The 23124-nt window shown below is 38.2% G+C and carries 15 protein-coding genes and 1 pseudogene; 5 read left to right on the forward strand and 11 right to left on the reverse strand.

Translation table 11 applies throughout. The annotated features are described in order from the left end of the window. Positions 1–615, forward strand: a pseudogene (locus tag C1726_RS26845) (collagen-like protein); the annotation flags it as partial. A gap of 130 nt (positions 616–745) precedes the next feature. Next, entirely contained in the window at positions 746–3943 is a 3198-nt protein-coding gene (locus C1726_RS26905) for a glycosyltransferase (RefSeq protein WP_102275743.1), read from the forward strand. A gap of 187 nt (positions 3944–4130) precedes the next feature. Here the strand turns inward: C1726_RS26905 and C1726_RS25665 are convergent, their stop codons facing one another. After that, positions 4131–6065, reverse strand: coding sequence for an LTA synthase family protein (locus C1726_RS25665; RefSeq protein WP_180968331.1), 1935 nt, complete (start codon positions 6063–6065; stop codon positions 4131–4133). A gap of 309 nt (positions 6066–6374) precedes the next feature. Between C1726_RS25665 and C1726_RS25670 the strand changes: the two genes are divergently transcribed. Together C1726_RS25670 and C1726_RS25675 are read left to right on the forward strand one after the other, a co-directional pair. Next, positions 6375–6560, forward strand: a complete 186-nt coding sequence (locus tag C1726_RS25670) for a hypothetical protein (protein ID WP_102275745.1) — start codon at positions 6375–6377, stop codon at positions 6558–6560. A gap of 109 nt (positions 6561–6669) precedes the next feature. Beyond that, complete coding sequence (locus tag C1726_RS25675; protein WP_102275746.1) at positions 6670–7719, forward strand: M42 family metallopeptidase; 1050 nt, start codon at positions 6670–6672, stop codon at positions 7717–7719. Positions 7720–7895: 176 nt separating this feature from the next. Here C1726_RS25675 and C1726_RS25680 read toward each other — a convergent pair whose 3' ends face one another. From C1726_RS25680 to C1726_RS25725, 10 genes are all read right to left on the reverse strand, one after another. Then, on the reverse strand, positions 7896–8828 hold the full coding sequence (locus C1726_RS25680) for a C40 family peptidase (RefSeq protein WP_102275747.1): 933 nt from the start codon (positions 8826–8828) through the stop codon (positions 7896–7898). A 290-nt stretch (positions 8829–9118) separates the two neighbouring features. After that, positions 9119–11008: a selenocysteine-specific translation elongation factor gene (gene selB, locus C1726_RS25685; RefSeq protein WP_102275748.1), complete on the reverse strand. Its 1890-nt coding sequence runs from the start codon at positions 11006–11008 to the stop codon at positions 9119–9121. Positions 11009–11083: 75 nt separating this feature from the next. Further along, entirely contained in the window at positions 11084–11812 is a 729-nt protein-coding gene (locus C1726_RS25690; protein ID WP_102275749.1) for a YwaF family protein, read from the reverse strand. A 15-nt stretch (positions 11813–11827) separates the two neighbouring features. Then, positions 11828–12508, reverse strand: a complete 681-nt coding sequence (locus C1726_RS25695) for a Dph6-related ATP pyrophosphatase (protein WP_102275750.1) — start codon at positions 12506–12508, stop codon at positions 11828–11830. A gap of 4565 nt (positions 12509–17073) precedes the next feature. Further along, positions 17074–20208, reverse strand: a complete 3135-nt coding sequence (locus tag C1726_RS25700; RefSeq protein ID WP_102275751.1) for an AAA family ATPase — start codon at positions 20206–20208, stop codon at positions 17074–17076. Further along, entirely contained in the window at positions 20205–21350 is a 1146-nt protein-coding gene (locus C1726_RS25705; protein WP_102275752.1) for an exonuclease SbcCD subunit D, read from the reverse strand. The genes C1726_RS25700 and C1726_RS25705 overlap by 4 nt, the downstream gene beginning before the upstream one ends. Before the next feature lie 143 nt (positions 21351–21493). Beyond that, positions 21494–21694 (reverse strand): cold-shock protein, encoded by a 201-nt coding sequence (locus C1726_RS25710; RefSeq protein ID WP_053475815.1) that lies wholly within the window; start codon positions 21692–21694, stop codon positions 21494–21496. Positions 21695–21909: 215 nt separating this feature from the next. Beyond that, positions 21910–22047, reverse strand: coding sequence for a YvrJ family protein (locus C1726_RS25715; protein ID WP_102275753.1), 138 nt, complete (start codon positions 22045–22047; stop codon positions 21910–21912). A 110-nt stretch (positions 22048–22157) separates the two neighbouring features. Beyond that, complete coding sequence (locus C1726_RS25720; protein WP_102275754.1) at positions 22158–22376, reverse strand: DUF2922 domain-containing protein; 219 nt, start codon at positions 22374–22376, stop codon at positions 22158–22160. Positions 22377–22411: 35 nt separating this feature from the next. After that, entirely contained in the window at positions 22412–22630 is a 219-nt protein-coding gene (locus C1726_RS25725; protein WP_102275755.1) for a DUF1659 domain-containing protein, read from the reverse strand. A gap of 151 nt (positions 22631–22781) precedes the next feature. On the opposite strand from C1726_RS25725, the gene C1726_RS25730 reads away from it, so the two are divergent. Beyond that, positions 22782–23060, forward strand: coding sequence for a phage holin family protein (locus C1726_RS25730; protein ID WP_322091015.1), 279 nt, complete (start codon positions 22782–22784; stop codon positions 23058–23060). The last annotated feature ends 64 nt before the right edge of the window (positions 23061–23124 follow it).

A 23124-nucleotide genomic window follows, 5' to 3' on the forward strand; every position in this document is an offset into this window, starting at 1 on the left:
GGGACTACTGGATCTATTGGACCTACCGGATCTACGGGACCTACAGGCGCTACAGGACCTTCTGGATCTACGGGACCCACCGGCGCTTCGGGACTTAACGGGGCTACGGGACCATCTGGATCTACGGGACCTACAGGACCATCTGGATCTACGGGACCTACTGGACCCACTGGGGCTACAGGACCTACAGGTACAAGTGCAATATCAGCATATGGATACATTTATAACCTAACCACACAGAATGTTCCAATTAACACAGATGTCACATTTGATACTAACGGAACACTTGTAGGGATTGCACATGCAGTTGGTTCTGCACAAATCATTCTTCCAATAACAGGTAATTATTCAGTGCTCTTTGGAGTAACTACTGTACCTGGAAATGGTAAACAATTTGCTTTATTCTTAAATAATACACTTGTTCCAGGATCGATATACGGTACTGCTAATACCCCTCAATTGAATGGGAGAGCAATCATTACCGTGACTACCGCCCCATCGACGCTTACTTTAAGAAACTTTATATCCCAGTCGGGAACCGTTACTTTAAATACACCAGCTGGGGGCACACAAACAAATAGTAATGCATCTGTACACATTATTAAATTAAGTTAAGACAAATATACGGCCGATTATTCATTGGCCGTTTTCCTATTTAATCAGAAAATTATTTGTATCTGTCGCCTGCCATGCATATCTTAAAAATATCAACTTTGATTAGAAAATGAGGTGACGATAGAAAATCATGAAAACGAGTATCATCATCTTAACACATAATCAGCTGGATATGACCATTCGCTGCCTTGAAAGCATACGAAGTAATACTTCCGAAGAAATTGAACTGATTGTTATCGATAATGCATCTACAGATGGAACTATCCATTACTTGAAGGAACAAAAAGATATAAAAGCGATTTTCAATTCAGAAAATGCTGGATTCCCAAGAGGATGCAATCAAGGAGTAAACCATGCATCTGGCGAAAACATCTTATTTTTAAACAACGACACGGTTGTTACTCCCAATTGGTTAGAAAACATGCTTCGTGTGCTCTACAGTAATGAAAAAATTGGTATGGTCGGACCAGTAAGCAACTTCTGCGCCTATCCTCAGCAAGTACCTGTTACTTATAATGGGATTCATGAAATAGAAGAATTTGCACAAAAACGAGAACAAGCGTATAAGGGGCAGTCCTTACCTTACCCCAGACTGGTCGGTTTTTGTTTATTAATTAAAAAGATTGTACTTGATGAAATTGGATTATTTGATGAAAGATTTGGTTTGGGGAATTTTGAGGATGATGATTTATGTCTTCGAGCGAAAATGAAGGGGTTTGAGCTTATGATTGCCTTGGATTCTTTTGTCCACCATGAAGGCCATGCAACATTTAGCCAAACTGGTATAGATTTAGAAGGATTGCTAAATGAAAACTGGAACAAAGCACGGGAGAAGTGGGGAAATGATATTTATTCTCTCCTTCTTGATCAAGAGCCTCCAATGACAATTAGCCTATGTATGATTGTTAAAAATGAAGAGGGATCGATTTCCCAGTGTTTGAACTGTATAAAGGATATTGTTGATGAAATTATCATTGTTGACACGGGGTCTACCGATCGAACGAAAGAACTCGTCAGAGACTATACAGACCTTATTTATGATTTTGAATGGATTGATCATTTTTCAGAAGCACGCAATTTTTCATTCAGCAAAGCCACCAAAGACTATATTCTTTGGTTAGATGCTGATGATATTCTTTTGGAAGAAGATCAAAAAAAACTTCTAAATATAAAAAATACCCTTAATCCATCTATCGATTCTGTAACCATGCTCTATCATTTAGGTGTGGATTCATCAGGAAATCCCTCTCTTAGCTATAGACGTAACCGGCTTGTTAAAAGGAGCAATAATTTTCAGTGGCACGGGGCGGTGCATGAATTCCTTGAAGTGAGAGGTCATATTACGAACAGTGATGTTGTTGTCATTCATACAGGGACTCATCAGGACTCTACACGAAATTTACGAATCTATGAAAAACGAATAGAAAATGGGGAAGCATTTACTCCGCGTGACTTATATTATTATGCGAACGAATTACTTGATCATAAACAATACAACAAAGCCATAGATTATTATTTGACATTTTTGAACTCCAATAAGGGATGGGTTGAAGATAATATTTCTGCCTGTGGGAAATTAGCAGATATTTATTATCATTTGGGAGATGAAACGAAAGAGAGAGAATATGTATTTAAGTCATTTGAATATGACACCCCTCGTGCTGAATTTTGCTGTAGGATGGGGTTTCAATTTTTGAAGAAAAACGAGTATCAAAAGGCAATCGTATGGTACAAAATTGCTGCAGAATTAGAAAGACCGAAAGACAATTGGGGATTTTTCAACGAATCTTGCTGGACTTGGCTCCCTCATCTTCAGTTATGTATTTGCTACTATCATTTAGGTGATTATGAAAAAGCATATTTTCACAATGAAAAGGCACGAACATTTAACCCATATGATGAAAAAATATTACACAATAAACAATTTTTTGATGATTTATTAAAAAAGCATCCTATACCTTCAATTGAACTTGAAAATGAAGACAGCGGAAAAAGAATAAGCTTTATTTCGTGTGTCAAGGACCCGCTGAAATATCAGAAATCACAAGCATTCATCCATTCATTAACCATTCCAGAAGGATTCGAAATCCAATTTAAGTCACTTGAAAACATGAATAGCATTGCTTCAGGATATCAGCAAATGATGCAGAATAGCGATGCTAAATATAAAGTGTATCTTCATGAAGATGTTTTTATTATTAATAATAATTTTTTGGTTGATATTTTATCTATATTCAAAAGGCATCCTTTATTAGGGATGATTGGAGTAGTTGGAGCAAAAACGATGCCTAAAAGCTGTATATGGTGGGAAAGTTTAGACACATATGGGAAAGTATATGATAGTCATACTGGCCAAATGGAGCTTTTATCATTTAGTGAAGTTACATCAGAATATGAAAGTGTTCAAGCAATTGATGGACTTATCATGATTACACAATATGATCTTCCATGGAGAGAAGATATTATAAATGGCTGGCACTTTTATGATACTTGCCATTCCTTTGAATTTCTTAAAGCCGGATATGATATAGGCATTCCCAAACAATTAAGCCCATGGTGTATTCATGACTGTGGAATTAGAAACGCATCTACAGGATATGAAGATTCTAGAAAAGAATTTATTCATCATTATAGTAACTGTTTAAACACTGAATTAGGTAACAAATGGATTTTTCATAAACCTGTTTTTGAATATGAAAAAGATCATATGTATATTACTCAAGAGTCAGCTTGGAGTGGTCATCGTCATTTTGCTTATGATTTGGTAAGATTCCTGAAGCCCGCAACTATTGTAGAATTAGGAACCCAGTGGGGAGCTTCATATTTTAGTTTTCTTCAAGCGATTAAAGATGAAGGCATGAATACGATGTGTTATGCGGTTGATACGTGGGAAGGAGATCCTCATGCGGGTTATTACGACAATACAGTATACGAAGCTGTTTCTAAAATTACTGATCAACTTTATGCCAAGAATTCTTCCTTAATCCGCTGCAGGTTTGATGAAGCTCTGAATGAGTTTGAAGATGAATCAATTGACTTGCTTCATATAGATGGCTATCACACCTATGAGGCTGTCTCTCACGATTTTAAAACTTGGCTGCCAAAACTAGCTAAACAAGGTGTTATCTTGTTCCATGATATTGCCGTACAACGTGATGACTTTGGGGTTCATTTATTTTGGGAAGAACTGAAAAGTCAATATTCATTTATTGAATTCAAGCATTCCTACGGTTTAGGCATGTTGTTTCCGAAAGGATACCGTCTTGACTTTCAGCATGTATTTTCAATAGTAAATAGATTGAAAGACTCGTATGAGCACTCATCTTAGGTTAAGATACAAAAAAAAATAAATCTCACCCTACTAGTCTAACCCTCTTAAGATTAATCCATATATTCTAATAACCGATTTAAGTCGCAGATGGTGGTTATGGAAACCATCCTGTATTCATTCCTGCCTGTCCCTCATTATTATACATTACAAAAAAAGGAGTGAAGATTTACTTCACTCCTCTCCTTTATTCCTGTGTGCCAAGTCCGTTTCTTTCTTCCTTAATAGGAATTTCCTTCTTTATATATTGATAATCATTACGATCTATCGGCTCATAGCCTTCTGGTTTATAGAAACGAAGCAAGTCTTTGTAGACAATTTCATCTGACATTTGCAGCTCAATCCTTGCCTTCTCAGCTAGTGACTCGCACCCTGCTCCTTCTACTAGCTCCCCTGTTTCAGTTGAGTAACACTTTTCTTCTATCTGGGAAACTTCTGGAGAAACAAAATCGCCATTACGGAATGGAACAACTTCACGATGATTTTTTGATAAAAGGTCAGAACCTACTGTCAAATAATCTTTCGTATCTATTCCTAATAGATGCAGTAATGTAGGCTGAACATCTACTTGACCGCCAACTTTATTTACTAATCCGCCATCTACTCCAGGAACGTGAATGAACACAGGTACCCGCTGAAGCATCGCATTATCGAATGGTGTAATTTCCTTGCCGATAATTTCTTCCATTGCTTTATTATGATTTTCAGAAATTCCATAATGGTCCCCATATAAAACGACAACCGTATTATCATATAATCCTGATGTCTTCAAATCATTAAAGAATTGCTCTAATGCTTGGTCCATATAGTTTGCAGATTGGAAATATTGATTTACAACATTATCGTCTGTTTCTGCAGCTGGAAAATCTGTATCGCCCTCATCCATTTTAAATGGAAAATGATTAGACAACGTAATAAATTTAGTATAGAAAGGCTGTGGCAGACTCTCTAATATTGGCATCGATTCAGCAAAAAATGGTTTATCTTTTAGACCATAATTCTTTGTATTTTCATCTGTCATATTATAATATTCTGCATCAAAAAAATCATCGTAACCTAAGGAACGGTACATTTCATTCCGATTCCAGAAAGTTTTGTAGTTTCCATGGAATACAGCAGATTTGTATCCAAGTGATTTTAAAATAGCAGGAGACGCCTGATACGTATTTTGTGCCTTATTTACATAAACCGCACCTTGTGACATTGGATATAATGAGTTATCCATTATAAACTCCGCATCAGATGTTTTCCCTTGACCCGTTTGGTTAATAATATTATTAAAGTAAAAAGTTTTCCCATCATGTGCTAAAGAGTTCAAGAAAGGAGTAACCTCTTGCCCATTTAGCTGGTAATCAATCATAAATGTCTGCAATGACTCCATTGACACATAAACGACATTCATGCCCTTCGCTTTCCCAAAGTATTCAGGATTTGGCGCAGCATAATTCGCCTTAATATAGTTTTCAACTTCAGTAATATCATTGGAGTCAGCCAATGCTCTTTGACTGGCAGAACGCGCATTTTGAATGACATCATACACAGAGAAATTATAAGCGCCTAAGTATTTAACAAGATAATTTCTGTCAAATGAACGTGTTAATAGCTCAGGACGATCTTTTTCAGCAAGTCCAAGATTCAGCATAAACGTTGCTACTGCAGCAAGGATTACAACTGCCCCCGGTTTTCTGGTTACTAATTTCCCTGGGTTGTACCATTTCTTTGCTACGAAAAAGATGAGCAAAATTGTATCCGTAAAGTAGAAAATATCAAGTGGAGACATTAAAGATAAAGCACTCTCTCCTAATTGTCCCCCATTTACTTTTGTTTGCATGACGACCGGAACGGTAATAAAGTCATTAAAAAAGCGATAATACGCAATATTTGCATACAATACAAACGAAAGCAAGAAGTTCATTATAATTAATATGGTTGATTGAACTTTGCCTTTAAATAACAATGCTATCCCAAAGAATAAAAGAGCAGAACTTAAAGGATTAATAAATAATAAAAACTCCTGCATTTTATTATCTATTCCTAAATTAAATTCTATTCGATAAGCAGCATATGTTTTTAGCCAAAATAAAATAACGACGAGAAAGAAAAGCGGCAAATTCCCTTTCATTTTTTCTTTTATTGATAAAAAAAGTTTTTTCAAAATTCACACCTCACACTTTAAAAAATCAGAAAAACTTAGCAAGCGCTAAGTTTACATAATTTTTCTATTGAACATCAAAATTTTATAAGGAAGCTGAACGATGTTATCTAATATATCATAGAATTTTAGGATTGAAAACTAAAAACCATGATAAAAATTTAGCCAGTTTCCCCCTATATCCTACAAAAATAGACATTTCTTTTCGTTTATATGGACAAAAGATGAAGCAATTATTCCCCCTCCATCATAGTGTATAGTGAAGGGAGGGACAGATATATGCAACTATTAATCTTGCTTTATTTAGCCTCAATTTTGTCAGGATTCGCGCTTATTAATGTGCCAACATCTGCAGTCATTACTCCAGGAATTGCAAACTTTTTCGATATTGTTGGCGGAATTGCAATTGTTGTATTCTCATTCGTATTGTTATATCACGGGATTAAATCACTCATAAAAAAATAACTTTTTGGCGAGAGACCCCTCATGGTCTCTTTTTATTTTTATTTCATATGCGGTTAAGAAAGAATTATAATAAAATGGACATGTTATTTCAAAGAGAGGAGATGTACATATGGCATACCCAAATATCGATGAAACACTTCAGCTTTTAAAAGAATTGGTTTCTATCCCAAGCCCTTCTGGAAATACGTCAAAGGTGATTTCATTTGTAGAACAATACTTGAAAGAATTGAATGTAGAAACAAGCAGAAACCGTAAAGGGGGATTAATCGCAACACTTCATGGCAGCGATGATAAAAAGCACCGTCTCCTAACAGCCCATGTGGATACACTTGGAGCTATAGTTAAAGAAATTAAACCTTGCGGCAGACTTAAGCTTGATCTAATTGGCGGTTTTAAATACAACTCCATTGAAGGCGAATACTGTGAGATTGAAACTTCTCAAGGAAAGAAATATACAGGAACGATCTTGATGCACCAAACGTCTGTACATGTATATAAGGATGCAGGTAAGGCTGAAAGAAATCAGGATAATATGGAAGTTAGAATTGATGAAGTTGTTCATAGTGCGGAAGATGTACGTGAACTAGGAATTGAGATTGGTGATTTTGTTTCTTTTGACCCACGTGTACAGCTTACACCTTCAGGATATATCAAATCACGACATCTTGATGATAAAGCAAGTGTTGCACTCTTATTGCAATTAATAAAGCAAATAAAATCAGAGACCATAGAACTACCCTATACTACTCATTTTCTTATTTCAAACAATGAAGAAATCGGCTACGGAGGGAATTCCAATATTACCCCTGAAACGGTTGAATATTTGGCAGTTGATATGGGAGCCATGGGGGATGGTCAAGCAACAGATGAATATACTGTTTCGATCTGTGTTAAGGATGCCAGCGGCCCATATCATTATGAGCTAAGAAAAAAACTAGTGCAGCTTGCGAAGGATCATCAAATTGACTATAAGCTTGATATTTATCCCTACTATGGCTCAGATGCTTCAGCAGCCATTCGTGCAGGACATGACATCGTTCATGGGCTGATCGGACCAGGGATTGATTCATCCCATGCTTTTGAAAGAACGCATAAAAAATCGCTCGAGAATACAGCAAAATTACTTTTCCATTATTTGCAGTCAGAAATGATCCTTTAGTATAAAAACATTCATGAGCATCTGCTCACAACCCAGCATGTAAATGTCGGTCTGCTTCATTTCTCTGCGCAGGTTATTATTTCGTACATAAAGACTTGTTCAATGAATCAGACTGACCATTTATTTTTCACACAGATACAAAGCCGCCATGACTGGAGGCTTTGTTTTATTTATAATTATAATGCTGTTCTTGCCCCAAGATAACGAGTCTTCCAATACGATAGACTCATATCACTAATCGTTACTCCTGTAGATGAACCAGAGTGAATGAATTGATTGTTTCCTAGAAAAATTCCTGCATGTGATGGGCCTGAGCCTGTGTTAAAGAATACTATATCCCCCACTTTCGGTGTGGAAACTGGCTTTGTCGCATCCCAAATGGTTGCAACCGTCCTTGGAATGGCAATGCCAACATTGTTGAACACATAGTTTAAATAGCCGCTGCAGTCAAATGCTGCAGGTGTACTTCCCCCCCATTTGTAAGGAACTCCAATGTACTTTTTTGCTTCAACAATAAGCGCATCCACCTTAGAAGCATTAGTTGCTGGAGTCTGACTGGAAACTGATGTGTTTGAAACCTTTAAGACTTGCCCAGCATAAATGGAATCTGAGCTTAAATTATTCAAAGACTTTAATTGTGATACCGATAAATTATGGCGAGTTGCAATCGTCCAAAGACTATCACCGCTTTGGACCGTATAAGAAGTACTTGGATTTACAGCAGACGCTTGTCCACCTTTAACAACTAATTTTTGTCCAGGATAAATAGTATCCGTTTTCAATCCATTCAAACTTTTCAGCTCTTCAACCGAAAGATTGAATTTTCTTGCAATTCCCCATAAACCATCGCCATTTTGCACAGTATAAGTAGCTGTTTGATCATGACTGTGCGGTGCTAGTAAACTTAAACTTTGACCAGGATAAATAACAGAGTTGGATATATTATTCCATTCAATAATTTGATTGACTGATAGATTATTCGCTTGGGCAATTTTCCATAATGTATCACCCGATCGTACCTCATATGTATTTTCGTGTGCACTTGCATTCCCTTGAAGTGCTAAGAATAGTCCAGCTGTTGCTGCCATTGTAAGTAGTTGCTTTCTCATGGTGTTCACTCCTTATTATTCTATGGCTTTTATTTTATAGAAAATTCTCTTAAATTTATATCTGTAAAAATTGGAGTGATAAGTATATTATTCATTATCATCCAATTGCCCCCTCTAAAGCTAATATATTCTATAATTTTATAGGTATTTTCACCTAAAACTCACACATCAGTATAAAAAGCAAGTGAAAAGACCTAAAAAAAGAAGCCATTCAGAATTAAACTGCCCCCTAATTGTTTTACATTAGTAACAATCGGAGGCCAGTTCAAAACGATTTGGCTTCTTTATCTTTATTTAGTTTCTATCCATATCCTCTTATTCTCTATTCTTTTTGTTAAATCCAGGGCATCCAATCGTTCCAAAAACGGTATCATATACTTCCTTGAGAGATCAAGAATTTCTTTTGCATCACCAACCTCAAACTCCGGACCAGTACGTTTTTTCAACACCTCGACCGCATGTTTAAAGTGTTCACTATGCCAATAGTATTGATCATCAAGCGGGGCAATCACAAGTTCTTCTACTAAAAATCTCATAATGTCAGGAACGATATGATTCGGTATACCCGCATTTGTAAAATAGTCACTAATATATTTCACTTTTAAACCGTCACTTTTTAGCTGTTCCAGCATGCCGCCTGTTCTTTTTTCCCAATTCGAAGGAATATGAGGCTTAAAATCACGTAGATGAATATATTGCCCCCTCTTGCAGAAGAGTGAAGATTCAATTGCCTGTTCTAAAACATACTCCAAAAGCTGTTTCGGGTACATTTTATGCATAGGCTGTAATAATGCAGCTTTATTTTCACCTGGCTTCATCGGATGATCCTTATGAAAATCCTTCATGCGGTCATACAATTCTTCTACAATAAAGTCCTTAATGGAGAATAGAGTATATTCCTTTCTATTATAGTAAATAAACTCGTCATCCTCACTTAAAATGGACATTAATTCTGATTCATCAAGTGAAGTTCTTGTGATTAATTCTGTTAGTGTCAAACTTTTTGCTTCAGATATCGCAGCTATCATTCTTTCTTTTGGGCTGCCTTCTTTTTTCTTTGCTAATTCTTCAATTGTTTTATGACCGAAACGATACTTCTCTCCTCTTGGATCAATGACCCATCCGCCTCCAATTGTTTCTTGAGGACTTGGCCGTCTTAAAATAAATCGGTCACCACGCTTTGTAACAATTTCTTCATCTAACCGGATTTGACAAAGAATTTCACTGTTGTCATCTTTTATTTCATTCCGGTCAAAAAACACAATTCGTCCCATCACTTCTGCAGTACCAATATGACATTTAATTGGCATTCTCTGTTTAACCATGTAATCTAAATCTCCAGCAACCTTCAGTGCCACATCAATTGTCCGAGTGATAATAAAATGTTCTGAAGACACAAGGACATCTCCTCGTTCGATATCCTCCTTTGCAATACCAGAAAGATTGATTGCCACCCGCTGACCAGCAAATGCATGTTCAGCAGGCTGATGATGAACTTGAAGCTGCCTTGCACGTGTTTCCAGTCCTTTTGGCATCACCATTAAAGCTTGTCCCTCTTCTATTGATCCCTCATAGACTGTACCCCTTACAACTGTACCTTGTCCCTTTATAGTAAAGACCTGATCAATAGGAAGCCGAAAAGCCCCTCTAACATCCCTAGTTTCCTTTAATTTAAGTGTATTAGTAATCAAATTTTTCAGATCGTCTATCCCTTTCAATGAAAGACTATCAACTAGGATAAAGGGTGAATGTTCAAATACAGTCCCCTTTAACTCTTCTAAAATGTCATCCTTCACTAAATCAATAAATTCTTCCTCGACACGGTCAATTTTTGTAATAGCGACAATGCCGTTCTGAACTCCTAATAATCCTAAGATATGTAAATGTTCCCTTGTTTGGGGCATAACTCCTTCATCCGCTGCCACAACAAGAACCACTAAATCAATGCCTGCTACACCAGCGATCATTTGTCGAATAAATCGTTCATGACCAGGCACATCCACAACCGAAATTTGGATGTCTTCATCTTCATAAAGAGGAGCAAACCCAAGCTCAATGGAAATTTGCCTTTCCTTCTCCTCCTTTAATCGATCTGTATCCACATTTGTTAAAGCTTTTGTTAACGTTGTTTTTCCATGATCGATATGTCCAGCCATACCAATTGTAAAAAACCTTTTCATCGCTGCCACCTACTCCTGCTTTACTTATGTATCTTTCACATTATCGTTTATATAAGAAAAATTCAATCGTAAAGGTTATTTGTCATATAATTTCCTTGAAATTCTATTTTTCCTAGTAAAAGGGACAAGCAGAAGGAAAAACAGGGAGAAAGCAACCGCTTCTAATGTCAGTATATAATAAGGAAAAGGACCAAAATAATCTAATAGAGAACCATTGCTTGGTTTATGGGCAAGAAACATATAGTTTCCGCCTGTAACTTTATTTGCTATAAACGCAGCCATCGCACTCCCATTTAAAAATAAAAAGGAGGCAAAAAGACCTTTTCTTGTCGGTTTAAACTTATGGACGAACACAAAATAAAGACAAGTCCAAATAATAAGCATATGAGTAATAAAAAATTGAAAAAATCTGAAATGAGGATATCCTAGAAATAATTCAGGTGTCAGAATTGCCATAAAGGCACCTGTTATTCCAATAAAATAGACAATCTGAAAAATATATTGCATTCTTGTTGCTAATAGAATTAAACATAATATGAGACTAAGTGAACAAAGCTGCAGAGGGAGAGTAAATGAAATATCCCAATAACCATCTTTATATAACCAAAAATGATACAAGGTTTCTAATAAGAAAAGGACTAAAAACATGATGGTTCTTGCCCAATGATCATATTTCCTTAATTGGTTTCGAAACCTATATAGAAATACAGATCCGCATAAAAATAATGCAATCATTAAAAAGTGAGATGCAGAAAAGGCTTCAAAAGGAAAAAGGTCATATTGATGGTCAAATAGTTTGCTCATTTAACTAAGCCCCTTTTATTCTTTTGGTATTAGCTTAATTTTTTGAAACTCATATTTTTGCGTTGTTTCAAACTTGATGATTTCTGGCTGCTCCAGTTCAATCCTTGCTTGAAAAAGTGGACCATCTGAAACAAATGTATGATATTCGCCAGATTCCCCCATCGGACAACAATCCTTTTTCGTTATATCTTGAATGAATGCAGAATCGAGCTGTCTGCCAAGCCATGTTTTATCAAGTACATCTTCACGAACCCGAATGACAGTTGCCTTATAACCTGACTTAACAAAGGTATTCAGAAGAAGTAGTGCATCCTCTTTTTTTCCCCACAATGGATAAATAGGTTCAAGTGATGTTTCATTTGCCAATTGTTCGCCCCACTCCCGGTGTCCTTCTAAATATAAGTCACCAAAGGCAATCCCAGCCAATTGATATTGATGTTTAAAATTTTTCAAAGCTTCGGTAAAGCTGCTAGTGTAATCTTCGAAGGTGCAGGAGATAAATTCTACCGGAATATTTAAAGCCTTTGCCTGAAGTTTAATTAATTCCATCTTCTCTCCATGTCCAAAAGTACGGCCTAGTTCAATTGGAATCGTTGTTATTAAACAGGCGACCTCCACCCCTTGTTTTGTCAATTTATCAAGTGCCATACAGCTGTCTTTTCCGCCGCTCCATGATAAACCCACACGTTTCTTCATTTTCAATCATCCTTTTATCACTTTTTTCTTCATTCTATCACATCCATTGCTAGTAAACTGTAAGAAAAAGGATAGAAGGTTCTTTAAAGAGAGTCGCACGTATTATTAGGTCCTTACTCTAACTTTTCGGCTACGGGCTGTCCCACTCCCCTTCTGAAGTAGAACTGTTCGTTTTAGATGAAAAATATCTCTCAGTAATCCGATGAACGACTTCTCTTATATTTTTTAATCTGGATTTGTCCTTCATACACCGGATGAACGACTTCCTGCATGCTTTTCAACCTGGTTTTGTCCTTCATACACCGGATGAACGACTTCCCGCATGTTTTTCAATCCAGTTTTGTCCTTCATACACCGGATGAACGACTTCCTGCATGCTTTTCAACCTGGTTTTGTCCTTCATACACCGGATGAACGACTTCCCGCATGCTTTTCAATCTAGTTTTGTCCTTCATACACCGGATGAATGACTTCCTGCATGCTTTTCAATCCGGTTTTGTCCTTCATACACCGGATGAACGACTTCCCGCATGCCTTTCAATCCAGTTTTGTCCTTCATACATCAGATGAACGACTTCCTGCATGCTTTTCAATCCGGTTTTGTCCTTCATACACCGGATGAACGACTTCCTGCATGCTTTTCAACCTGGTTTTGTCCTTCATACACCGGATGAACGACTTCCCGCATGTTTTTCAATCCAGTTTTGTCCTTCATACACCGGATGAACGACTTCCTGCATGCTTTTCAACCTGGTTTTGTCCTTCATACACCGGATGAACGACTTCCCGCATGCTTTTCAATCTAGTTTTGTCCTTCATACACCGGATGAATGACTTCCTGCATGCTTTTCAATCCGGTTTTGTCCTTCATACACCGGATGAACGACTTCCCGCATGCCTTTCAATCCAGTTTTGTCCTTCATACATCAGATGAACGACTTCCTGCATGCTTTTCAATCCGGTTTTGTCCTTCATACACCGGATGAACGACTTCCTGCATGCTTTTCAACCTGGTTTTGTCCTTCATACACCGGATGAACGACTTCCCGCATGTTTTTCAATCCAGTTTTGTCCTTCATACACCGGATGAACGACTTCCTGCATGCTTTTCAACCTGGTTTTGTCCTTCATACACCGGATGAACGACTTCCCGCATGCTTTTCAATCTAGTTTTGTCCTTCATACACCGGATGAATGACTTCCTGCATGCTTTTCAATCCGGTTTTGTCCTTCATACACCGGATGAACGACTTCCCGCATGCCTTTCAATCCAGTTTTGTCCTTCATACATCAGATGAACGACTTCCTGCATGCTTTTCAATCCGGTTTTGTCCTTCATACACCGGATGAACGACTTCCTGCATGCTTTTCAACCTGGTTTTGTCCTTCATACACCGGATGAACGACTTCCCGCATGTTTTTCAATCCAGTTTTGTCCTTCATACACCGGATGAACGACTTCCTGCATGCTTTTCAACCTGGTTTTGTCCTTCATACACCGGATGAACGACTTCCCGCATGCTTTTCAATCTAGTTTTGTCCTTCATACACCGGATGAATGACTTCCTGCATGCTTTTCAATCCGGTTTTGTCCTTCATACACCGGATGAACGACTTCCCGCATGCCTTTCAATCCAGTTTTGTCCTTCATACATCAGATGAACGACTTCCTGCATGCTTTTCAATCCGGTTTTGTCCTTCATACACCGGATGAACGACTTCCTGCATGCTTTTCAACCTGGTTTTGTCCTTCATACACCGGATGAACGACTTCCCGCATGTTTTTCAATCCAGTTTTGTCCTTCATACACCGGATGAACGACTTCCTGCATGCTTTTCAACCTGGTTTTGTCCTTCATACACCGGATGAACGACTTCCCGCATGCTTTTCAATCTAGTTTTGTCCTTCATACACCGGATGAATGACTTCCTGCATGCTTTTCAATCCGGTTTTGTCCTTCATACACCGGATGAACGACTTCCCGCATGCCTTTCAATCCAGTTTTGTCCTTCATACATCAGATGAACGACTTCCTGCATGCTTTTCAATCCGGTTTTGTCCTTCATACACCGGATGAACGACTTCCTGCATGCTTTTCAACCTGGTTTTGTCCTTCATACACCGGATGAACGACTTCCCGCATGTTTTTCAATCCAGTTTTGTCCTTCATACACCGGATGAACGACTTCCTGCATGCTTTTCAACCTGGTTTTGTCCTTCATACACCGGATGAACGACTTCCCGCATGCTTTTCAATCTAGTTTTGTCCTTCATACACCGGATGAATGACTTCCTGCATGCTTTTCAATCCGGTTTTGTCCTTCATACACCGGATGAACGACTTCCCGCATGCCTTTCAATCCAGTTTTGTCCTTCATACATCAGATGAACGACTTCCTGCATGCTTTTCAATCCGGTTTTGTCCTTCATACACCGGATGAACGACTTCCTGCATGCTTTTCAACCTGGTTTTGTCCTTCATACACCGGATGAACGACTTCCCGCATGTTTTTCAATCCAGTTTTGTCCTTCATACACCGGATGAACGACTTCCTGCATGCTTTTCAACCTGGTTTTGTCCTTCATACACCGGATGAACGACTTCCCGCATGCTTTTCAATCTAGTTTTGTCCTTCATACACCGGATGAATGACTTCCTGCATGCTTTTCAATCCGGTTTTGTCCTTCATACACCGGATGAACGACTTCCCGCATGCCTTTCAATCCAGTTTTGTCCTTCATACATCAGATGAACGACTTCCTGCATGCTTTTCAATCCGGTTTTGTCCTTCATACACCGGATGAACGACTTCCTGCATGCTTTTCAACCTGGTTTTGTCCTTCATACACCGGATGAACGACTTCCCGCATGTTTTTCAATCCAGTTTTGTCCTTCATACACCGGATGAACGACTTCCTGCATGCTTTTCAACCTGGTTTTGTCCTTCATACACCGGATGAACGACTTCCCGCATGCTTTTCAATCTAGTTTTGTCCTTCATACACCGGATGAATGACTTCCTGCATGCTTTTCAATCCGGTTTTGTCCTTCATACACCGGATGAACGACTTCCCGCATGCCTTTCAATCCAGTTTTGTCCTTCATACATCAGATGAACGACTTCCTGCATGCTTTTCAATCCGGTTTTGTCCTTCATACACCGGATGAACGACTTCCTGCATGCTTTTCAACCTGGTTTTGTCCTTCATACACCGGATGAACGACTTCCCGCATGTTTTTCAATCCAGTTTTGTCCTTCATACACCGGATGAACGACTTCCTGCATGCTTTTCAACCTGGTTTTGTCCTTCATACACCGGATGAACGACTTCCCGCATGCTTTTCAATCTAGTTTTGTCCTTCATACACCGGATGAATGACTTCCTGCATGCTTTTCAATCCGGTTTTGTCCTTCATACACCGGATGAACGACTTCCCGCATGCCTTTCAATCCAGTTTTGTCCTTCATACATCAGATGAACGACTTCCTGCATGCTTTTCAATCCGGTTTTGTCCTTCATACACCGGATGAACGACTTCCTGCATGCTTTTCAACCTGGTTTTGTCCTTCATACACCGGATGAACGACTTCCCGCATGTTTTTCAATCCAGTTTTGTCCTTCATACACCGGATGAACGACTTCCTGCATGCTTTTCAACCTGGTTTTGTCCTTCATACACCGGATGAACGACTTCCCGCATGCTTTTCAATCTAGTTTTGTCCTTCATACACCGGATGAATGACTTCCTGCATGCTTTTCAATCCGGTTTTGTCCTTCATACACCGGATGAACGACTTCCCGCATGCCTTTCAATCCAGTTTTGTCCTTCATACATCAGATGAACGACTTCCTGCATGCTTTTCAATCCGGTTTTGTCCTTCATACACCGGATGAACGACTTCCTGCATGCTTTTCAACCTGGTTTTGTCCTTCATACACCGGATGAACGACTTCCCGCATGTTTTTCAATCCAGTTTTGTCCTTCATACACCGGATGAACGACTTCCTGCATGCTTTTCAACCTGGTTTTGTCCTTCATACACCGGATGAACGACTTCCCGCATGCTTTTCAATCTAGTTTTGTCCTTCATACACCGGATGAATGACTTCCTGCATGCTTTTCAATCCGGTTTTGTCCTTCATACACCGGATGAACGACTTCCCGCATGCCTTTCAATCCAGTTTTGTCCTTCATACACCGGATGAACGACTTCTCGCATGCTTTTCAATCCAGTTTTGTCCTTCATACACTAGATGAACGACTTCTTGCATGCTTTTCAATCCAGTTTTGTCCTTCATATACCTGATGAACGACTTCCCGCATGCTTTTCAATCTAGTTTTGTCCTTCATACACCGGATGAACGACTGGACTTTTACTTCACAGATAAACTTTACCCTTCATAGATAAGGTGGTAAGCTTTTCTTTTGTTCATTTAACTTTGGATAATCCTCGTACCTCTTCATTTCCTAGATCGCCTTTTTATACAAAAAGTTCGCTTCATAACAAGCGAACTTTTTGTATTTTTTATCTATTATTTCTTCTATGAAGTTATCACTATATTATGATAAAAACTGAAATTCAGTCCTGCTCCCTGATTGGTCTGCGAACACTTCAAGCCTTGCATCAATTCTTTCTTTAAGTTCAGGTACGTGTGAAATAATCCCAACAAGTCTTCCGCTGCTTTGGATGTCAATCAAAGCTTCAACAGCCTGATCTAGCGATTCCGGATCAAGGGTACCGAATCCTTCATCAATAAACATGGTCTCAAGTGAGACGCCTCCAGCGTATTGTTGGACTACGTCTGCTAATCCTAAAGCAAGTGAAAGTGCAGCCTTAAAGCTTTCACCGCCAGATAGTGTTTTTACATGGCGATCCTGACCTGTATATTGGTCAAAAACAAGCAATTCTAAGCCGCTCTGAACATTTCCTTTTGAACGGTCCGCTTTCCTAATGAGTTCGTATCTTCCACTGGTCATTTTTTTTAGCCTGCCGTTTGCTTCACTTAAAATGTCGTCAAGAAACGAAGCTAAAACAAATCTTTCAAATGTTATCCGATACGTATTTTGACCCTTAGCAATCTCGTACAAATGGCCAATTATCTTGTATTTTTCTTCAATTGTTTTCATTTCTTCATTTATATGGTTTATTTTATTGGCTAATTCCTCATTATCCCTTTTCTTCATAAATAGATTTGTATACACATCCTGCAGCGATTTAATTTGTTCTTCAATATCAGTAAATGCTTCATTTAGCTTAGACATATCAGGTCTCTCAATATTTAATAAAAGCTCATGCAATTCAGTATAGCGATCATTAACAGAACGAACTTCCTCACGATAATCGATGAATGCTTTTTCTAACTGCTTGATTTCTTGATCCGATTTTTTTGCACTATGATACTCCCCATAAACAGCAAATCCTTGTTCCTTCATGCGGTTAACGAATGCTTCTCTTTCTTTTACAAGCTGCTCATTTGTTTTCTTCATATTCAATTCAATGGTTTCATATTTCGTTGTAATTGAAAGGTATTTTTCTCGGCTGTCCTGATACAAACGCTGAGCAGATTCTAATCTTTGCATTAGTTCATCTTGTTTTTTTACAGACTCGATTAGACGAGCTTCAAAAGCCTCGATAGTACGGAGGTCTTCGGGAATACTTTCAATCATTCGTTGTAAATAGGTTTTCTTTTCCGTATATAAAATGGTGGTTTCATTTAACTTTTCCATTATTCTTTGAAGTTCGGAACCATACTTATCTTTATCCTGCTCGAAAGCTGCCAATTCTTTTGCACAAATTGAAAGCCGTTCAATACTTTTTGACAGCATAGAATGTGTTGCTTCTAACTCCTGCTGCTTTGAAAGGATTGAATGTTTATATATTGGGAATTCAGACGGAGATAAATCAGGCTGCTGCTTTTGGATATCATCAACAATGTTATTTACAGTTTCCTTTACCGAAAGAATAAAGGATTGTGCTTCGTAAAAAGCTTTTTCCGCACGGGTCTTTTTCTTTTCAACTTCATCATATTGCTGCTTGGCACTTTTGATGTCTTTTTCATTTGGAACATCTGTTGCTGAGGTAGCTAGCTTGGGATGATGTTCAGACCCGCATACAGGGCAGGCATCCCCTTCATTGAGCTGACTCGCAAGAAAACTAGCTTGTCCATGGAGCCATTTTTGTTCTAATTCCGCTGTCAAACTCTTAGCATCAGCTAGCCTAGCAGCAGCATTAGCCAACAGGTCTTTTTTCATTTCAAATTGACCAGTTGCCTGTTCCAATCGGGACTGCTGTTCCTCAAATTTATGAATAAGTGAAAGTTCTCCTGCTGTCTTTTCAAGCTTGTGTGAGACCTCAACTAATTTTAGCTGATTTTGTTCAATATCCTGCTTTTCTTCTTTTAATGCAAGAATGTTTTTTTCAGTCCTTCTTTCCATTTCTTCTAACGTTGATTTCTGCTTTGAAGTATTCTCAAGTTCTCTTCCTAATTCCTGCACTTCCTTTTGAATACTTGCTAAGGATTGCATATCTGTCCTCAAATTATTCAAAAAACTTATTTGTTCGCCAATTGCCTTTCTTTCTGGTTCGCGACTTTTTTCAGCTTCCCATCTCTCCTCCAGTTCTTTGAGCTGGATGGAAAGTTGAGATTCTTGCTCCTTTAATATAGAAAGCTCACGATTTGCTGCATCCACTTCTTTTTTTAAATGATGGCAGAGCTCTTCCTGCTGTGCAAGGACTGCTGCTTTTTGGGCAAGATTGATTTGCACTTCCATTTGAGAATATTTTTCTTTTTCCTTCTCTAGCTCTGCCTTCCTAATTTGCAAATCATCTTTTGCTTTTAATTGTTTAGCTATAACTTCTGCTTCATATAGCTTTTGCTGAAGAGTATTTCTTTCCTCTTGTTTTTCTTTTAGATGATCCGCAAGTTTCCCAAGCTCCTCTGACATTTGGCTGATCTCAGACCTTAATAAAGGCATGATGAGGTGATCATTTAAACTGCCAGCATCTAGGTATCCTTTTAATTCTTCATTATATAGCGCGGAAATATTCTGAATGGCCTGATTTCGTTGTTCAACTTGCTTTTCAACCGTTTTTTTCAGATCTACTGCATCTTCCTTTAATTTTTCCTCAATCCGTTTATAGATTTGTGTATGGAATAGCCGCTGCAGAATTACTTCCTTATCCTTGCTTTCAGACGTAAGAAGCTTACGAAACTCTCCTTGAGGAATCATTAATATTTGTCTAAATTGATTACTATCAATAATCATAATTTCTTTTACTTTTTCATCAACATCACGAACATTAGCGGCAAGAAGCTGTCTATTTCCATCTGTGTCGTATACGTATAACTCTGCCTTTGCTCCTATTGTTGTAACCCCATCTCCACGTGCTTTTTTCTTTTCCTGCTGAGGGGATCTCGTAATGAAATAGGTTTTGTTTCTTAAGGTAAATTCTAATGACACCTCTGTTACTGTTTCATCTTTAGCAAACTGGCTTCTGAGATCTGGTCCATTTCGATCTTCTCCACTTGCTTTTCCATATATGGCATAGCTGATCCCGTCAAAAATAGTTGTTTTCCCTGAACCGGTTTTTCCTGAAATAACGAACATCGTCCGGCTTCCTAGCTTCGTAAAATCGATATGCTCGCATCCAGCATACGGGCCGAATGCTTGCATCGTTAATTTTAACGGTCTCATTTCGCTGCCTCCTCCTTCAATGTTTTTTCGATTACTTCAGTCATAACCGCATTTTTTTCGCCTGTAAATTCTGAAGTTGTCATTTCCTCGTAAAATAGCTTAAACAGCTCAAGCTCGGACTTCTTATCCTCCTTATTAGATGAAAATGACTTCTTTTTCTTCATATCTGTCATAGCTATTTTCCGTTCAAGATGCAGGACATTTGGATATATTTGCCGAAGCTTATTTATTGGATCAATTAATGCTCCCTCATCATGTAAATTAATTTTCAGATAATCATTTACATTTTGTTTCTCATAAAAACTTGGATCCATTAGCTCATCTAAATGACCTTCAATCTCGCGTAAATCATTTTTAGGGGTAATAGAGCGGATACGCAAATCAAATTGTCCATTTTCTTTCATTTCAATAATTGAAATAGATTTTTCTTGCTTAGCTTCCGAAAAGGAGTATTTTAAAAGGGATCCTGAATATCGGACCTTCGGATGTCCTATCGCATCTGGGCTATGCAAATGACCTAGTGCGGTATACGAAAATGGCTCGAAAATATGCGCTCCTACACACCCTGAGCCACCTACAGATAACGTTCGCTCAGAATCACTCGTTTTGCCGCCGAGGACAAAGGCATGTCCGACCAAGACATTAGGTTCACTCGGATTCATATTTTGTTCGATTTTCCCTATGACTGCTTCCATTGCATCTTGATGCGAATGAATAGATTCATTATTTAATAGATGCCTAACCATACCTGGCTCAGCATATGGGACAAGGTAAAAATTCACACCATTGATATGTATGGGATGAATATCAGATTCAAGCTTGCCAGATAAATAGAATTGACTTTGTTTATACCATGAGCTTCCGAATGATAGTCTTTCTGCACTATCATGATTGCCCCCAATTGCAACAACCGGTGTCTTTAACTCTACATTGATTTTAAATAGTATTTCATTAAGCAGTTCGACCGCGTCAGTTGGAGGGACTGAGCGGTCATACAAGTCTCCTGCAATAACAACAGCATCTGGCTTCTCTTCCTCTACTAATTCAACAAATTTATTGAGAAAATATCGTTGATCTTCTGTCATATATATCCCATGAACAAGCTTCCCTAAATGCCAGTCAGCTGTATGAATAAATTTCATATTCGTTCTCATCTCCTTACTTGCTCTTATCTATTATTATATCAAAATTCATCATTTATGAGATTTCTACTTTATGGAGTAAAACTCTAAAAAAAAAACAGTCCTGCCAGTAAGACAGGACTGTTTCATTATTAGTGTGTCAATTATAGTTTAGTTACGTTAGCAGCTTGTGGTCCACGAGCACCTTCAACAACTTCGAAAGATACTTCTTGGCCTTCTTCTAAAGATTTGAAACCTTCAGTTTGGATTGCAGAGTAATGTACGAATACATCGTTTCCATCTTCAGCTTCGATGAATCCGAAACCTTTTTCAGCATTAAACCATTTAACTTTACCGTTTTTCATAAGAAAAAATCCTCCTATTGGCAATAGACTAGCCATGTGTTAATTCACCATTCACAACGATTATAGCTTTTACTCATCATTACTCATCCAAACAATCAAATCTTTGGAAAAATCGGCTTGCAAAAATATATAATGCGATGCATAACGGCTATATTAAATTTAACACTATTAGAAAAATAAGTCAATCTAACAAGTGTCAATGGAAGTCTTGCTATCTATTCTTTTAGACGTTCTGGAAGGCTTTGAATTGAAGTAACCACTACATCAAGTTTGGCTTCAATTCGATGCAGCAAAAAGAGTGTTACAACGACCGGAAACCCCACTTCACTTATTAACGGAATGAACTCTTCCATCCTCCAAACCCCTTTCTACAACTATTTGAAAATTGAAATGCGACAAGCAACTGCTGGGAGCCGCAGCTAGACAAAAGGGCCGTTCAATCAAATGAACAGCCCCATTAAGCCTATGCTAATTCATAATCAGTTACATTCCGTTCAATAACTTTTGCTCCCTCAACTGACACAAGATCCCCATTTGTTGTTTGAATAATATTAGCAGTGATGATTTGTTCCATTGCTTGCTTAATTGCAGCCGGGTTGATTGGTTCTTTTGGGTTATCAACTGAAAGCTTGGATATTTTCCCTGTTTGTGTCAAGAAAGATAGCTCTAATGATTTTGCCATCATTACACCTCCTCTAAAAGTTAATTTCTTGCTTATTACCCAACAATATCAAAACTGTCATTCCTTACAACCGTTACCAGCGGGTCATTGCAAAGAGATGCTAGAGCTTCTGCAGCTTCATAAATTTGATCTGCACTTGCTGTTTTCTTTACATTCCCGATGGTCTTCGACTTATATACAGGTTCTCCTTTATCATTTAAACCTGTTTCAAAGCTCAGTCGAATTTTCGTATCGACCATTAATGCTTGTGCCATGTTCTTCACCTCCTCTCACCCTTTATATACAAGGACAGAAGAGAAAAGGATATGATATAAGCCTATTAATATAAAAATTTCAGATATCCCTGGATAAAGAAACAAACAAAAACTTCTATTTTTCATAGAATAATAGGGAACAAGCAAGGAGGTGAAAACGTTGGATCTTCTTTCATATTTAAATCAAAATTACCTGATGCTCGTACCCGCACTATGGGTGCTTGGATTCGCTTTAAAACAAACACCATTTATTCCTAATTGGATGATAATCTGGGTTATTCTACTAGTCTCTATTCTCATCGGAAGTTTTGCATTTGGCTTTTCCTTTATAGGTCTCATTAATGGGATCATTGCCGCAGGTGTAGCAGTACTAGGTCATCAAATGCTAAAACAAACTTTCTTTGGCAAAGATGGGAAGAAAAAAGAGTAGGGATCTTCTGCAAAATGATAAAAAGTACTAGCATCAAGCTAGTACTTCCTTTGAGTTCACTTAT

Source organism: Cytobacillus massiliigabonensis (genome assembly GCF_900199725.1).
Classification (GTDB): Bacteria; Bacillota; Bacilli; order Bacillales; family Cytobacillaceae; genus Cytobacillus; species Cytobacillus massiliigabonensis.